The sequence below is a fragment of the Oscillibacter sp. genome (genome assembly GCF_040505565.1).
Lineage (GTDB): Bacteria > Bacillota > Clostridia > Oscillospirales > Oscillospiraceae > Oscillibacter.
This window is the reverse complement of record NZ_JBEUWZ010000004.1, coordinates 93,136-108,718: the sequence shown is the minus strand read 5'-3', so window position 1 is coordinate 108,718 and position 15,583 is coordinate 93,136. Positions and strand designations below refer to the sequence as shown.

The following is a 15,583-nucleotide window of genomic DNA, read 5'->3' as shown; positions in this document are numbered from 1 at the left end:
GGATTTGGCATTCTGGTTGCGTCGGTCTTTCCGACAGGATGCCTGATGTTTATTGTCGCGCTTCTTCTGATTGCCTGCGGATGCGCCTGTCTTCGGCGCTGAGATGAGTCTTATTTGAAAAAGGAGTGCGTCTTATGAAAATCGTCGTCTGGAAGTCGCCCAAAGCGCTGTGTGGACTGCTGCGCCGGTTGTTCGGAATCAAGGAATAACCGACCGTTTCCCGGCATAGGATACGCCAGAATCACAATGGCCGGGAAAGGATGGTCTGAATGGAACTGGAATTGAAAAAGGCCCGCTTCGACGCCTATGACGTAGGCGGCGAGCTGACGCTGACGCAGGAGGAGACGGCGGAGACAATCGTGCCGGATTACTGCCCCGACATCGCCCGCATCATTGACACGGAGGGCAAAGTATATCTCCACAGTCGGGAGCTGCGGGACGGTAAGGCAGAGGTTTCCGGCACCATACGGGTTACGGTGCTTTACACCCCGGACGGGGAGAGCGGCGTCCGTACGCTGGATTTCGCCATGCCCTTTTCCGCCGAGTCGGATGCCAAAGCCATGCCGGAGTGTGTGGTGCTGTTGGCAGAGACGGAACCGGAACTGCTGGAGACCCGAGCTCTGAACCCACGTAAGGTCTTTACCCATTGCAAGCTGGTGACCCGCCTCACCGGCTACCGCCGCACGGCGACGGAATTCTGTACCGACGCGGAGGCGGAAAATGCGCTGTGTATTCAAAAGCGGCAGGAGGTTCAGCACACCACCGCCCTGACACATATTGTTGAGAAGGATTTTACATTTTCTGATGAGTTGGACCTGTCACCGGGCAGGGCGGGGGCTGCGGAGATTCTGTCCAGCCGGGTGTGCAGCTGCGTGACGGAGGCAAAGGTCGTGGGCAGCAAGCTGATTCTGAAGGGTCTTTTCACCGTGACCCTCCTGTATCGCTCCCCGGAGGGGAAGTGTTGCTCCACCTCCGGTGAACTTCCGTTTTCCCAGATTATGGAGGTGGAGGGAGCCGCAGAGGGCTCCGTCGCCACGGTCAGGCTCCAACTCACCGGAACCGACATTCAGGTGGACGGCGACCATGACAACCGGAAGATCGCCGTAACGCTTTATCTCCACGCCGCGGCGCTGCTGCGTCAGGAGCAGGACGCGACGCTTCTGTGCGACCTGTACAGCACGGCCTATGACCTGAGCTACGACGCCAAGCCAATGCAATTCTGCGATTTAGCGGAGACACTGATCCGCCGTCAGACGGTGCGGGAGGTGCTGGAAATCGGCGTGGTCACGGAATCGATTCTATCCCTTTCAGCCATTCCAGGCGCGGTGTCCGTCAACCGGGAGGGCGGCGGTGTCACGCTCCGTTCCGCCGTTGCCATCCGGGCGCTGTATTTGGACGAGGGCGGCGCGGCGCTGGTGGCGGAGCGAAGCATCGACGTCAGCTGTCAGCTGGAGCTGCCAGAGGATTGCCGGGTCACCGCCCACGCCTTCTGCGCCGAGGAAGTGCAGGGGAGCCTGGGCGACCGGGGCATCGAGGTCCGGTTCCCAGTGGAGTTCCGCGCGGAGGCGGTCTCTCGTAAAAAACGAGTCTGCGTTTCCGCCGCAAAAGTCAGCAGCGAAACGCCCAAGGACCTCAGCGGCGCGCCTTCTCTGGTCTTGCGGTGCAAGGGAAAGCAGGAGACGCTGTGGGATCTGGCCAAACGGTACAACACCACCATCTCCACCATCCTCGCCGCCAACGAGTTGGAGGAGGAGGACGGTGTGCCGGATGAAAAGCTGCTGCTGATTCCACGGAAGCGGGCGTAAAGCCACAAAGCGACATAAAAGCGGTCCGGCAATGCCGGACCGCTTTATCTTTGACTGCGCCCTCAGTTGGCGAACCGGGCCAAAAACTGCCTTGTCCGCTCCTCCTTCGGCGAACCGATAACCTTTTTTGGGTCGCCCTGTTCCACGATGACGCCGCCGTCCATGAAGATCACCCGGTCGGCCACGTCCCGGGCAAACGCCATCTCGTGGGTGACAATCACCATGGTCATTTTCTCCTGAGCCAGCTGACGGATGACCTTCAGAATCTCGCCGGTCAACTCGGGGTCCAGAGCGGAGGTAGGCTCGTCAAAAAACAAAATCTCAGGATTCATGGCCAGCGCTCTGGCGATGGCCACCCGCTGCTGCTGTCCGCCGGAAAGCTGGCAGGGATAGCAGTCCGCCTTGTCGGAAAGGCCCATCTTTGCCAGCAGACCCCGGGCTGTGGTTTCCGCCTCCGCCTTGCTTCGGCCCCCGACGCTGACGGGCGCGTCCGTCAGATTTTTGAGGACGGTGTAGTGGGGAAAGAGGTTGAAATTTTGAAATACCAGGCCGAAACGGCTTCGGATACTTTTGAGATCCCTGGCGTAAACCGTCTTTCCGCCCTCGTCGTTCCACGCGGCCTTTTCCCCGGAGTAGGACAGCTCGCCGCCGTCCATCTCCGTCAGCAGCGTGGCGCAGCGGAGCAGCGTGGACTTTCCGGAGCCGGAGGGGCCGATGATGGCCACCACCTCGCCCTTTTCCACGCCGATGGAAATGTCCTTCAGGACCTCCGACTCTCCGTCAAAGGACTTGCGGACGTTGCTCAGTTCCATGACTTTCATTGCAGGACATCTCCTCAGCTATAATAGTTCATGCGCGTTTCAATACGCTCCATGATCCAGGCCACGACGCTGTTGAAAATGAAGTAAAACACCCCCGCCACAAACAGCGGCATGATGGTGGTCTTGGCTGCGGAAATCTGCTTTGCGATGGTGAACATCTCCTGATAGGCGATGACAAAGGCCAACGACGTGTCTTTGACCAGGGTGATGACCTCATTGGTGATGGCGGGGAGAACCCGCTTCACCATCTGGGGCAGGATAATTTTGAAAAAGGTCTGACCCCGGCTGTACCCCAGCACCTGCGCCGCCTCATACTGTCCCTGGGGAATGGACTGGATGCCGGAGCGGTAGATCTCGGCAAAGTAGGCGGCGTAGTTGATGGAAAACGCGATCACAGCCGCCAGCAGGCGGGAGTACCCCGAAAGGCTCACATGGAACACATAGTAAGGCCCAAAATACACCACCATCATCTGGAGCATCAGCGGCGTGCCCCGGAGAATGGAGATGAAAAACTTGACGATCAGCTGCACGGGCTTGAATCTCCGCAGTCCCAGTATCGTTTTGCCCAGTGCTTTTCCGGTTGACTCCGGTTTTGAACCCAGACGGCGCAGTGGCGCCCAGGAGGACATTCGCCCCAGAGCCACCAGCAGACCCAGCGGCAGGGAGAACACCAGCGTCAGCGCAAAGAGCTGCACAGCGGCCCACAGGCCCACCAGCAGCTGTTGAAGGATATTCATTAAGGGTACCAGATATTGAACCCAAAGATAGATCAGCTGTTGAACGATATTGCCCCAATCCATAGATGTCTCTCCTTGCTGTTCTCATGAAAAGGGCGGCGGGGAGACCCGCCGCCCTCTTGGAAGCGCATTGATTATTTTCCGTAGCAGATCATGTCGGCCAGCTCCGGCGCGTCGTATTTCTCCGCGGCGGCGGTGGCGATCTTCATAAAGGTGCCGTCAGCCCACATCTTATCCAGCGTGGCCTTCACCTGGTCGGCCAGCTCTGTGTTGCCCTTCTTGAATCCGATGCCGTACTGCTCGGTGGAGAGGGGCTTTTCCAGCATCATGAACTTGTCGGAGCCGCGGGTCTTCAGCTGGTAATTGGCAACGCCGATGTCCACCGCGATGGCGTCGTCCACGCCGGACTCCAGATTCATGAACGCGGTATTGTAGTCGGGGACCTCATCCAGTGCGGAGAAGGAGGCAGCCAGGGTCAGATTCTCGTTGTTGCTGCCGTCGCCCGGGTCGTCGGTCAGGGCGGTGAGAGCAGAGGAGCCGGACTGAGTCACCACGGGATGACCGGCCAGCTGGGACGCGTCAGTGATGCCGCTGCCGGCGTTCACGACAAACATAATGGAGTTGTTTACATAGGGTCCGACCCAGGTATAGTCATTTTCACGGCCGGTCATGGTGAATCCGTTCCAGATGCAGTCGATGTTACCCGCATCCAGCTCCATGTCTTTGGAGTTCCAGTCGATGGGCTGACGGACCAGCTCCCAGCCGTTGCGATCACAGACCTCCTGCGCAAGGTCCAGATCAAAGCCCACATAGCTTCCGTCGTCGGCCTTGTAGCCGTAGGGGGGGTACTCCGCATCAAAGCCCACGGTGAACGTGGTGCGCTCCGCGCTGCCGGACGCGGACGCCGCTGCGGAAGAAGACGCGGAACCGGAAGCTGCGCTTGCCGCGGGAGCAGAGGTCCCGCAGGCAGCCAGGGAACTCATCACAGCCGCCGCGCTCAGCAGAGCGAGAATCTTTTTCATATTCATCATAAATCCTCCAAAACTGAGGGCACCACCCTCTAATTCAATACGCTATCAGTTTATCAGGATAAACCGATACTGTAAATATAAGATATAAAAAATTACTGTAAAAAAATAGATGAATTTTTGTAAACTTCCACAAATAGCGCAAAGTCTGGGACCGTATTGCCGTTTTTCTCTTTTTAAAGCGAAATCAGATTTCTTCGTTTGTTTTTCAGTGCTTCAGCCTGTCATACTTGTCAGGGGTCGGACATAAAGTGGAAGCAGGATTGCAAGAAGGACGGGGGATGCTATGAATACGACCATCTATCAGAATATTGCCACCCGGACCGCCGGTGACATCTACATCGGCGTGGTAGGACCGGTACGCACAGGAAAATCCACCTTTATCAAACGGTTTATGGAGACGCAGGTGATCCCCAACATCGATAATGTCTACCGCCGTGAACGGGCCAGAGACGAGCTGCCCCAGAGCGGCTCGGGCCGGACCATCATGACGGCGGAGCCAAAATTTGTACCGGAGGAGGCCGTTCAGGTGCAGCTGCCCGACGGGGCGGCGTTCTCCGTACGGCTGATCGACTGCGTGGGGTATATGGTCCGGGGGGCCATTGGGTCCACGGAGGACGACCAGCCCCGCATGGTGACCACCCCTTGGTACGACCACGAGATCCCCATGACGGAGGCGGCGGAGATCGGCACCCGGAAGGTCATCGCGGAACACTCCACAATCGGCATCGTGGTCACCACCGACGGGTCCATTTCGGATATTCCCCGGGAGGACTATCTGGAGGCCGAAGAACGGGTCATCCGGGAATTGCAGGAGCTGGGCAAGCCGTTTATCGTCCTGGTGAACTCCGACGCGCCGAAATCCGATCGGACACAGGCGGTGACAAAGGATATTTCTTCCCGGTACGGCGTAAATTGTATGGCGGTGAACTGTCTGGAACTGGACGAGTCGGCGGTGGCTGATATTCTCAAAGCCGTGCTGTACGAGTTCCCCATGCAGGAGCTGGACCTGTTTCTGCCCGCATGGGTGGACGCCCTCCCGGGGGAGCACCCCATCAAGGCGGGACTGTATTGCGCGGTCCGAGAGGGGACGGCTCAGCTGCACCACATTCGGGAGATCGACAGCGTGATCGCCGCTCTGGGCCAGAGGGAAAGCATCAGCAACGCCAAGCTCACCGGCATCGACCTTGGGACCGGCGTCGCCTCGGCGGAGCTGAGTCTGCCGCGGGAACTGTTCTACAAGACGCTTTCGGAGCAGTCCGGCTTCTCTGTGGCGGATGACGGGGATCTAATGAGCCTTTTGACCCGGTTGGCAACGGTAAAGGCGGAATACGACAAGGTGGCCGGGGCGCTCCACGATGTGCGGGAAAACGGCTACGGCATTGTTGTTCCCGGCATCGACGAGCTGAAACTGGAGGAGCCGGAGATCATGAAGCAGGGAGGACGGTACGGCGTCCGCCTGAAGGCCAGCGCCCCCAGCATCCACATGATCCGAGCCGACATTGAGACGGCGGTCAGCCCCATCGTGGGGAACGAAAAGCAGTCTGAGGACATGGTGAACTACCTCTTGCAGCAGTTCGAGGGAGACACCAGCAAGATCTGGCAGTCCAACATCTTCGGCCGCAGCTTCCACGAGCTGGTCAGCGAGGATCTGCAAAACAAGCTCCAGCGGATGCCGGACGACGCCCGGAAGAAACTGCAGGAGACACTGACCCGCATCATCAACGAAGGCAGCGGAGGGCTGATCTGCATTATTCTGTAATATAAAAGGGCAGAGGAAAGCACAAAGTGCTTTCCTCTGCCTGCGTGTGCAAACCCGCAATATTTTGTCCGAAATCAGTGCGCTTGACACGGCATGGCGCTTTACTCTGCGGCTTTCCGGGACTGTCCATTTTCAACCGGCATATACAGCCGGGAGAGGTCCGTGCCCTCCAACTCCAGCAGCTTTTGCTTTTTGTCCAGGCCACCGGCATAACCGGTGAGGGAGCCGCCGCTTCCCACCACCCGGTGGCAGGGGATGAGGATGGAGATGGGATTATGGCCCACCGCTCCGCCCACGGCCTGAGCCGACGCAGCCACACCCCCCGCTCGCAGGGACTCCGCCAGCGCGCCGTAGGTGGTGGTCTCGCCCCGAGGGATCTCCAGCAGCAGCTTCCAGACCTCCTGGCGGAACGCACTGCCTCGGGGGGCCAGCGGGGGGAGCGGGCCTGGGTCTTCCCCGGAAAAATAAGCGTCCAGCCAGCGCCGGACCTCGTCAAATATCGGTAGCTCAGCGGTTTGCTCTCCACCGGTGAGGGTGGCGGCGAAGTACTTCTGCCCCTCCAGCCATAACCCGGTCAGCGCCGCGCCATCGGCGGCGAGATGCAGGGGACCCAGCGGGGAAGAGAGCGTAAAGATCGTGTCCATGGCGAAAGCTCCTCTCAAATTCAGCAATTTGGCTAAGGCAACATTTGTTCGACTTTTGAAATCATTATAACAGAGTGTGGTTCCCCTTGCAAGAAAAAGCCGGACGTGATACCATAGAAACATTAGACAGGGGGAGGATGCGTATGCTTTTAGCCATCGACATTGGAAATTCCAATACGTCCGTGGGGCTGTTCGGCGCGGACGGGGAGCTGAAATTTCTGGCCACGCTGGACACGGACGGTCGCAGAATGGCAGATCAGTTCAGCATCGACCTGATGAACGTATTCGCGCTGTATCACTACGATTTGAAGGACGTCAGCGGGGCCATCGTGTGCAGCGTGGTGCCGCCGCTGAATTTCATGCTGGAAAAAGCGGTGGCCCGCCTCTTGGGCAAGCCGCCCATGGTGGTCGGACCGGGCGTCAAAACGGGACTGAATATCCGCATGGACTTTCAGACCCAGATGGGGGCCGACATTGTGGCGGACGCGGTAGCGGCTCTTGAAAAATTTCCGGCGCCCATTGTCACCATCGACATGGGCACCGCAACCACCATCGGTGTGATCTCCCATGACCGCACCTACGAGGGCGGACTCCTGCTGCCGGGGGTCAATGTCTCGCTGGAGGCGCTGAGCCGCCGGGCGGCGCAGCTCCCCGCCATCTCCCTCCAGCATCCCAAGACACTGATCGGCAAGAATACGGAGGACTGTATGCGTTCCGGCATTGTCTACGGCACCGCTGGAATGCTGGACGGTGTGATTGACCGCATTCGGGAGGAGTTTAACGGGAAAACCGTCAGCGTGGTGGCCACCGGCGGCAACGCGCCGGTCATCGTCAAGTATTGCCGGAACAAGATCGTCTACGACAAGTATCTTTTGATGGACGGGCTGTGGGCCATCTATCAGAAGAACAAATGAACAAAGTGGGTGAATGCTTTGAAGGAAATGAAAAGCTCTCCAAAGTCATCTGGCTTTGGAGAGCTAAATGCCCGTTGGCTTATAAGGCTTTCAGCGAAATTACGATCAGTATCGTATTCGCTACAACCAAAAGGATACAAGCCCCAATAAGTAATTTTTTTAGCTTTTTGTCAGCCTTTGCCGCTGCATCTATCTTGCCTGAAAAAATCAACACGAAGACGGCAATAATGATAAAAATCCAGTAAATCTGCATGGTTTGCTCTCCTGATTATACGCGCCCCGCTCTTTTGAGCGGGGCGCGGCGTCATTGTGCTTATTTCGCCAGCACCTTTTTCAGCTTTGCAAAGCGGGGGAGGGAGTCCTGCTTCGGCAGCTTCGGCTCGCCCTGAATCAGGGGCAGCGCATAGTCGATAAAGGGCTTTTCCACGCCGTTGCCCCGTTCATTGATCCACTCCCGGGGAACCTTCTTCTCCGCGTTGGCAACGTCGGTCAGGTTCAAAAGCTCCGTCTTGCAGACGTAGCGGCCGTCTCGCTCGGTCCGCACGAAGCCCACCATCTTGTCGGAAATACCGTTGACCGCGTTCTCCACGGCCGCCTTGCCGGACATGAAGGACTCCTCGATGTCGGTCTCTGAGGCCAGATGCGCGCCGCAGCGCTGCAAAAGGCTCAGCTCAATGCCCCGGACCTTTGCGCCGGTCTTCTCCTTGACAGCAGCGGCGAGGGTGGCGGCGAGGCCGCCCAGCTGGGCGTGGCCGAACCCGTCGGTGGAGGAGGTTTTTGCCTCGGAGACAAAGGTGCCGTCGGCATAGTGGATTCCCTCGGACACCGCCACCATGCAGTTGCCCTTCTCCTTATATATGCGGTCCACATCGGCCAGGAATTCGTCCATGTTGAAGTCCGTCTCCGGCAGGTAGATCAGGTCGGGACCTGCGCCGTAGGCCGTGGCGAGACCTGCCGCTCCGGCCAGCCATCCGGCGTGACGGCCCATGATCTCAATGACGCAGACCATCCCGGTGTCATACACCCGAGCGTCCTGATAGACCTCCATGCAGCTAGTGGCAATATACTTGGCGGCGGAGGCGTAGCCGGGGCAGTGGTCCGTGCCGTAAAGGTCGTTGTCGATGGTCTTGGGTACGCCCATCACACGGCACTCATAGCCGACCTTCTGCATATACTTTGAAATTTTGTTGCAGGTGTCCATGGAGTCGTTGCCGCCGTTGTAGAAGAAATAGCGCACGTCATACTTCTTGAAGATCTCCAGAATACGCTTGTAGTCGGTGTCGTCCACGTCGGGGTCCGCCATCTTGTAGCGGCAGGAACCCAAAGCGGAGGAAGGCGTGTATTTTAGAAGCTCCAGCTCACCGGGATCCTCCTTGCTCATGTCGAACAGGCGGTCGTTCAGAACGCCCTTGATTCCATGCTCCGCGCCATAGACCGCTGTGATGCTGGAAGACTTCAGAGCGGTGGCGATGACGCCGTATGCACTGGCGTTGATGACGGAAGTGGGGCCGCCGGACTGGCCCAGAATGCAGGCACCTTTCAGTTCACTCATGAATTTTACCTCCTGATTTTTCATCCCGGAAAACCGGGTTTGTCTTGTACATATTGGCAAAATTATCTTACCATGACAAAATATAATTGTAAATACTTGCATTTTATTTTTTCTGTGATATTATCATAAAAGAAAATCGTTTTCCTCTAATTTAATTGGTACTGAACTGGATTTCTTCACCAGAGCGGCGAATTTGGGACTCCGGCGGCGCCGGAAGACGGGGAAAACTGATAATTTTGACAGGAGATGATTGATATGCCACTGGTCACATCAACCGAAATGTTCAAGAAAGCTTATGACGGCGGCTACGCTATCGGCGCATTCAATGTCAACAATATGGAGATCGTGCAGGGGATTACCGAGGCTGCCCGTGATCTCAGCGCTCCCCTGATCCTTCAGGTGTCCAAGGGCGCCCGGGCCTATGCCAACCACACCTACCTTTTGAAGTTGGTGGAGGCTGCGGTCATTGAGTGCCCCAATATCCCCATCGTACTCCATCTGGACCACGGTCCGGATTTTGAGACCTGCAAGAGCTGCATCGACGGCGGCTTCACCTCCGTCATGATCGACGCCTCCGGCAAGTCCTTCGCCGAGAACATTGAGATTACCAAAAAGGTCGTGGAATACGCCCACGACCACGGCGTGGTGGTCGAGGCGGAGCTGGGCACTCTGGCCGGCATTGAGGACGATGTAAAGGTCAAGTCTGAGGACTCCTCCTATACCCACCCCGAAGAGGTGGAAGAGTTTGTCACCAAGTCCGGCTGCGACTCTCTGGCTATTGCTATCGGCACCAGCCACGGCGCTTACAAGTTCAAGCCCGGCACCAAGCCCCAGCTGCGGTTCGACGTGCTGGAGGAGGTCTCCCGGCGTCTGCCCGGATTCCCCATCGTGCTGCACGGTTCTTCTTCCGTGCCTCAGGAGTTTGTGGAGAAGATCAACAAATTTGGCGGCAATATGCCCGGCGCTGTCGGCGTACCCGAGGACCAGCTGCGCCATGCCGCGGAGCTGTCCGTGTGCAAGATCAACATCGACTCCGATCTGCGTCTGGCCATGACGGCCTGCATCCGCGAGCACTTTGCGGAGGCTCCCGCCGACTTTGACCCCCGCCAGTACCTGAAGCCCGCCCGTCAGGCCATCAAGGAGATGGTCGCCCACAAGATTGTGGACGTTCTGGGCTGCGATCACAAGGCATAAGCATCATTTCAGCATGAAAGCAGGGAGACCTTTGTCTCCCTGCTTTTTTTCACGTTTCCCGTCCGCTTAACATAGTCTGAGGGCAGGGGAGGGGTGCCTATGTGCCTTTTACAGGATTATGACCGCCTGGCGGCGGTAGCGTACGCCCACCGGTGGGCATACGGACGGAACCCGGATTTTTACAACTACGACAGCATCGGCGGCGACTGTACGAATTTCGCCTCCCAGTGCGTTTATGCCGGGTCCGGCGTTATGAACTATCTTCCGACGTTTGGCTGGTACTACATCGACGCTAACCGAAAATCTCCGTCCTGGACGGGTGTGGAGTATTTTTTCAATTTCCTTACCCGCCCGCAGTCCTCTGTGGGGCCGGTGGGACGGGAGTGTCTGCTGACGGAAATACGCCCCGGAGATGTGGTCCAGCTGTCCTTCACCGGTCAGGGATTTCAGCATACGCCGGTGGTGGTGGCGGCGCAGCCGCCCTATGCCCCGGAGAACATTCTGGTGGCGGCTCACAGCTTTGATGCTGACAATCGCCCCCTGAACAGCTATGAGTACCTTTTGCTCCGGCCTATCCAAATTATCGGCGTCATCCGGCCATGACTTGAACGAAGCGGCTGAAGGTGCTATAATTGCGGTATGGCGGGATGCGTCCCGCCTCAGATGATTTTTTACGAAAGAAAAGGATGGCGATTAATCAAATGAAAAAATTTATTGCGGCGCTGCTGACCGCCGCTTTGTCGGCGTCTCTGGCGCTGCCTGTTTCGGCCATGGCCTTCGCCACGTCCTTTCAGGACGTTCCCGCCGAAAGCTCTCTTGCATCAGAGGTGCAGAAGGCCGTGGATTACGGTCTGATGGGCGGGTACAGCACTACATCCTTCGGCTATTCCGATTCCATGACCCGGGGGCAGTTTGCTGGGGTGCTGGTGCGGATGATGGCAAAGACCATGAACTGGGCCACGGAGACCCCGGCCCAGCCGACCTTTACCGATGTGCCCGCCTCCCACGCATGGTACTCCGCGGCGCAGACAGCTCTTGCCCACGACGTGGTGGATGGCGGAGGGGCCTTCCGGCCCAACGCCCCCATTACCCGGGCCGAGATGTCCGAAATGCTGGTGCGGGCGCTGGGCCTGAAGGGCGCCGCCGCCATTGAGGGAAAGCAGGTCTCCCTGCCGTTTACCGACGTGACGGCGGGGAAGGGGTACGTGGCCGTAGCCTATCAGATCGGCATGACCTCCGGCACTAGCGCCACCACCTTCGCGCCCTCTGCCACCGCCACCCGGGCGCAGGCTGCGGCCATGCTGGTGCGCATCTATGAAAAGCTGAACAGGAAAGTCGATTTCGTCCACGCATTTTACGCCATCTCCTCATACAGCCAAATCGGCTTGTCGAACGGGATGGCGGCGGTCAGCGCCGGATGGAGCCGGATGACCTGGAACGGGACGACGGCTCTGCTGTCCACCACCTCGGCGGGTGGCAATGAGTACGCCGTCCCCAGCAGCTATCAGGATGTGACCGGCAATCTGGATATCAATGGCACTTCGCTGAACCTCAGCGTATTTATGGATGTCTCCGGCGGAGTGAGGGACCTGCTGGCCTCGGCCAACGGCAGGGAAGCGGCAGTGGAGCAGATCACAAATGAACTGACCGTTACCTACAACGTAGTCGGAAAGAACCCCTATTACGGTGTGACCATTGATTTTGAGGGACTGCGGGCCGCGCAAAAAGAGAATTTCACCGCGTTTATCACCGCTCTTGCGGGTAAAGTACATTCCCTTGGCAAGAGCTTGTATGTATGCGTTTCCCCGGTTTTGACCACTGGAAGCTACTACGACGGCTACGATTACCCCGCCATCGGCCGGCTGGCCGACAAGGTGATCCTGATGGCCTATGACTACAACGCCGCGGATCTGACCGCCTATGTGGGGACGGAGTATTATAAGACCGCCGCGCCGGCCCCCGCCGACCAGGTGTACGCCTCGCTGCTGGCCGCGACTGACCCCAACACCGGTGTGGCAGATACGTCCAAGCTCCTTCTGGGCTACTCCAGCAAGCCGATGGCCTGGAAGATCGGCGCTGACGGAAAGCTGCTCTCCGGCACACCGGTATATCCCTCCAACGAGACGCTGTATCTGCGGCTGAATCAGTCCGACACGGAAGCGGGCTGGTCGGATACCTACCAGCAGCCCTACGCGGTCTATACCACAGAGGACGGCAGCCGCTACTTCGTCTGGTACGACAACGACGACAGCGTGCAGGTTAAACTGAACGCCGCAAAGCTGCTGGGGATTACCGGATTGTCGCTGTGGCGGTTGGGGACCATCCCCACGGAACACGGCTGGAACTGGAACAGTTTGCTGGCCTGAACTTTGAATAAAAAAGCATGGTTCCCGGAAGTATCCGGGAACCATGCTTTTCTGCTTTACCGCTTCCGCCCGTAAGGTACATCCGAGTTGCCATGTCTGAACTGTATCGGAAACTGTCCACGCTGTCCGTGTCCGGCTTTATGAAGCCTGCCTCCTGATTGCGAATTGCATACTTCCAAAAAAGTGCGGATATTTTCCTGCTCCTGCTGTCGATCCGCCCCTTGCCGCCCCAGCCTGTCGCAAAGCCCCAGAAGGGCGATCTCCCGGACATCCGTATTCCGCTTCATTCCCTCAAGATCGGCAAAAGGCAGGTTTCTTCCCACGAACAGAATCTGCATGTGATAGCGAACCAGCTGGGCCGTCCGCTCGATGAAGTCCATGTCCGCTGTAAAAACGCCAAGGAACTCTCTTGTGAGAAGAGCGCCCGCCTTATCGTGGTCATAGGATGTGATTTTACCGTTTCTGCGAACGGTTGTGGAGGGCTTGCCGATGTCGTGCAGCAGCGCAGCCCACATGAAAGCGCGGGGATCGGCGCTTTTTGTCTTGATCCCCGCGGCTTCGTCCACGACCAGCAGAGTGTGATTCCAGGCGCTTCCCTCCGGATGGTACCGGGGGGATTGCGGCGTTGGTTGCAGCCGTTTCAGCATGTCGAACGGATACTCGCCCAGTGCGGAGGAACCGGCGAGCTCCGACAGGAAGCGGGATGGCTTTTCGTCAGAAAGCAAGTGCTGCTCGATTTCCTCGAACAAAGAGCTGCCGTCAGCCAAATGATCACCCCGGATTTAGTATTTGATTGCTGCCCCAAATCATGCGCCGTGCCCGCAAAAAGAGGCAACGCTATACCATGATAACTTAAATCACGGCAGGGAACAGGCTGAACTGGAAATTTGGCTCCGCTATGGGAGCAGGGCAATGTTCCACTTCTTCATCCAGTAATTCACCTGAATGATATACGCCAGCATTTGCGGTCCTGCCATCAGCTGCCCGTACCACGGTTTTCCGTAATCCGAGGGACTGGAAAGAAATACTTCCACCTTTTTGGGGTCCAGAAACTGCCGCACGGGCGAACTGGAATCCGCCATGATGTCCCGTACTCGCTTGGAGAGCAACGTCTCATATTGCCGGTCATAGGTCTTGGGATACGGGGATTTGCGGCGGTATAGCACCGAGTCCGGCAGATGCCCGACGCCGCACGAGCGCAGCAGCGCCTTCACGACGCCGTCTTTCGTCTTCATCTCCCAGGGCACATTCCAGACGTACTCCAAAATCCGATGGTCCGCAAAGGGCACCCGGGCCTCCAGTCCGGAGAACATGCTGGTGCGGTCCATGCGGTCCAATAGCGTCTGCATGAACCACCGGATGTTCAGATAGGCAATCTCGCGGCGGCGGGCTTCCTCCGGTGTATCCTGCGCCAGCCGGGGCGTTTCGGCGACCGAACGCTGATAGGTTTCGGCCACATAGTCGTCCATCCCCAGATAATCCAGAAAATCATCCCGCAGCAGTACCTTGCGCGCTTCCAGATCCATGGTCCACGGGAAGGTGTCTGCCTCGAAGCACTCCTTTTTGTGGAACCATGGGTATCCGCCAAAAATTTCGTCGGCGCACTCGCCGGTCAGAACCACCTTGTTGTACCGGCTGGCCTCCTTGCAGAAATAAATGAGTGAGGAGTCCACGTCCGCCATGCACGGAAGGTCATGGGCGTCCACGGAAGCCTCCAGGCAGGCAAACTGATCCTCCGTACTGCATTCCAGGTACCGGTGATCCGTTTTCAGATAGTCAACCACAAGATCTGCATAGGGCCGGTCCTGGGACGGCTGGAAGGATGAGGGCTTGAAATTGCGGTCGTTTCCCGTGAAGTCAAAGGAAAACGTACGGAGCTGCTCACCCTTTTTTTTCAGCTCCTCCGCGCAGATGGCCGTCACCAGACTGCTGTCCACCCCGCCGGAGAGGAACGTACAGATCGGTACGTCGGAGACCATCTGCCGCCGAATGGAATCCAGCACCAACTCCCGGGTGGTCTCCACTGTGGTCGTGAAATCATCCTCATGAACCCGGCTGACCAGCTTCCAATAGCATTCCACGGAGATTCCGTCCGGTGATGCCGTGAGCAAATGTCCGGGAAGCAGCTCCTCCACGTCGCGAAATACGCCCACACCGTAAGATTTTGCGGGGCCGATGCTGAAAATCTCGTTGAGACCCCGGCGATCCAGACGTGGCTTCATACCGGGAAATACAAACAGTCCCTTGATCTCCGACGAGAAAATCAAATTCCCGTCCTGCACGGTATAAAAGAGCGGTTTTACACCGCAGCGATCCCGGAACAGCGTCGCCCTGTCGTGTACAGGGTCGTAGACAGCAAAGGCAAAAATGCCGTTGAGCCGTTTCACAAATTCAGACCCATACTCCATCATACCCACCAGAATCACTTCCGTGTCGCTGGTGGTTTCAAAGGTCCACCCCTTGGCCGCAAGGTCCCCGCGAAGTTCGGCGGTATTGTAGAGTTCCCCATTATATACAATTGTCCAGGTTCGTCCGTCCATGGTTTTGGACATGGGCTGACGGCCCGTATTCAGGTCAATGATTGCAAGCCGCGTGTGAGCCAGACCGACATGGGCATCCAGGAGCGTACCGCAGTCGTCCGGACCTCTGTGATGCTGGGCGACGTTCATTTTTTCCAAAATGTCCGTATAGCGCTCCCGCTCAGTCAGATAGTTTTTGTTTGCGTTATAAAATCCCGCGATTCCACACATAGCATTGCCT

The 15,583-nt window shown here is 57.7% G+C and carries 14 protein-coding genes; 6 read left to right on the top strand and 8 right to left on the bottom strand.

Annotated elements, in window-relative coordinates:
- Positions 1 to 269: 269 nt before the first annotated feature.
- Positions 270 to 1,805 carry a DUF3794 and LysM peptidoglycan-binding domain-containing protein gene (locus tag ABWQ15_RS01115; protein ID WP_353906982.1) on the top strand — a complete coding sequence of 512 codons (1,536 nt, stop codon included), beginning with the start codon at positions 270 to 272 and terminating at the stop codon, positions 1,803 to 1,805.
- Positions 1,806 to 1,867: 62 nt separating this feature from the next.
- On the opposite strand, the gene ABWQ15_RS01110 is transcribed toward ABWQ15_RS01115, so the two are convergent.
- From ABWQ15_RS01110 to ABWQ15_RS01100, 3 genes are all read right to left on the bottom strand, one after another.
- Entirely contained in the window at positions 1,868 to 2,626 is a 759-nt protein-coding gene (locus tag ABWQ15_RS01110; RefSeq protein ID WP_353906981.1) for an amino acid ABC transporter ATP-binding protein, read from the bottom strand.
- A 14-nt stretch (positions 2,627 to 2,640) separates the two neighbouring features.
- Entirely contained in the window at positions 2,641 to 3,426 is a 786-nt protein-coding gene (locus tag ABWQ15_RS01105) for an amino acid ABC transporter permease (protein WP_353906980.1), read from the bottom strand.
- A 71-nt stretch (positions 3,427 to 3,497) separates the two neighbouring features.
- Positions 3,498 to 4,394: a transporter substrate-binding domain-containing protein gene (locus ABWQ15_RS01100; RefSeq protein WP_353906979.1), complete on the bottom strand. Its 897-nt coding sequence runs from the start codon at positions 4,392 to 4,394 to the stop codon at positions 3,498 to 3,500.
- Positions 4,395 to 4,677: 283 nt separating this feature from the next.
- Here ABWQ15_RS01100 and spoIVA point away from each other — a divergent pair, with 283 nt between their 5' ends.
- Positions 4,678 to 6,153: a stage IV sporulation protein A gene (gene spoIVA, locus ABWQ15_RS01095; RefSeq protein ID WP_353906978.1), complete on the top strand. Its 1,476-nt coding sequence runs from the start codon at positions 4,678 to 4,680 to the stop codon at positions 6,151 to 6,153.
- 101 nt (positions 6,154 to 6,254) lie between these two features.
- Here the strand turns inward: spoIVA and ABWQ15_RS01090 are convergent, their stop codons facing one another.
- A complete protein-coding gene (locus ABWQ15_RS01090) occupies positions 6,255 to 6,797 on the bottom strand; it encodes a methylated-DNA--[protein]-cysteine S-methyltransferase (protein WP_353906977.1) in 543 nt (180 codons plus the stop codon).
- A gap of 143 nt (positions 6,798 to 6,940) precedes the next feature.
- On the opposite strand from ABWQ15_RS01090, the gene ABWQ15_RS01085 reads away from it, so the two are divergent.
- The gene (locus ABWQ15_RS01085) at positions 6,941 to 7,711 is read left to right on the top strand and encodes a type III pantothenate kinase (RefSeq protein WP_353906976.1); all 771 of its coding nucleotides are present in this window, start codon (positions 6,941 to 6,943) and stop codon (positions 7,709 to 7,711) included.
- A gap of 79 nt (positions 7,712 to 7,790) precedes the next feature.
- Here the strand turns inward: ABWQ15_RS01085 and ABWQ15_RS01080 are convergent, their stop codons facing one another.
- Positions 7,791 to 7,964 carry a hypothetical protein gene (locus ABWQ15_RS01080; protein WP_353906975.1) on the bottom strand — a complete coding sequence of 58 codons (174 nt, stop codon included), beginning with the start codon at positions 7,962 to 7,964 and terminating at the stop codon, positions 7,791 to 7,793.
- Between the two features lie 60 nt (positions 7,965 to 8,024).
- Positions 8,025 to 9,263, bottom strand: coding sequence for a 6-phosphofructokinase (locus ABWQ15_RS01075; RefSeq protein WP_353906974.1), 1,239 nt, complete (start codon positions 9,261 to 9,263; stop codon positions 8,025 to 8,027).
- A gap of 255 nt (positions 9,264 to 9,518) precedes the next feature.
- On the opposite strand from ABWQ15_RS01075, the gene fba reads away from it, so the two are divergent.
- The 3 genes from fba to ABWQ15_RS01060 all read left to right on the top strand — a co-directional run bounded on the left by fba (position 9,519) and on the right by ABWQ15_RS01060 (position 12,823).
- Positions 9,519 to 10,457 carry a class II fructose-1,6-bisphosphate aldolase gene (gene fba, locus ABWQ15_RS01070; RefSeq protein WP_353906973.1) on the top strand — a complete coding sequence of 313 codons (939 nt, stop codon included), beginning with the start codon at positions 9,519 to 9,521 and terminating at the stop codon, positions 10,455 to 10,457.
- Positions 10,458 to 10,556: 99 nt separating this feature from the next.
- Entirely contained in the window at positions 10,557 to 11,060 is a 504-nt protein-coding gene (locus ABWQ15_RS01065) for an amidase domain-containing protein (RefSeq protein WP_353906972.1), read from the top strand.
- Between the two features lie 98 nt (positions 11,061 to 11,158).
- Positions 11,159 to 12,823: an S-layer homology domain-containing protein gene (locus ABWQ15_RS01060; protein ID WP_353906971.1), complete on the top strand. Its 1,665-nt coding sequence runs from the start codon at positions 11,159 to 11,161 to the stop codon at positions 12,821 to 12,823.
- A gap of 56 nt (positions 12,824 to 12,879) precedes the next feature.
- Here ABWQ15_RS01060 and ABWQ15_RS01055 read toward each other — a convergent pair whose 3' ends face one another.
- Both ABWQ15_RS01055 and asnB read right to left on the bottom strand, forming a co-directional pair.
- A complete protein-coding gene (locus ABWQ15_RS01055) occupies positions 12,880 to 13,590 on the bottom strand; it encodes an HDIG domain-containing metalloprotein (protein WP_353906970.1) in 711 nt (236 codons plus the stop codon).
- 129 nt (positions 13,591 to 13,719) lie between these two features.
- Positions 13,720 to 15,573, bottom strand: coding sequence for an asparagine synthase (glutamine-hydrolyzing) (asnB, locus tag ABWQ15_RS01050; protein WP_353906969.1), 1,854 nt, complete (start codon positions 15,571 to 15,573; stop codon positions 13,720 to 13,722).
- Positions 15,574 to 15,583 lie beyond the last annotated feature (10 nt).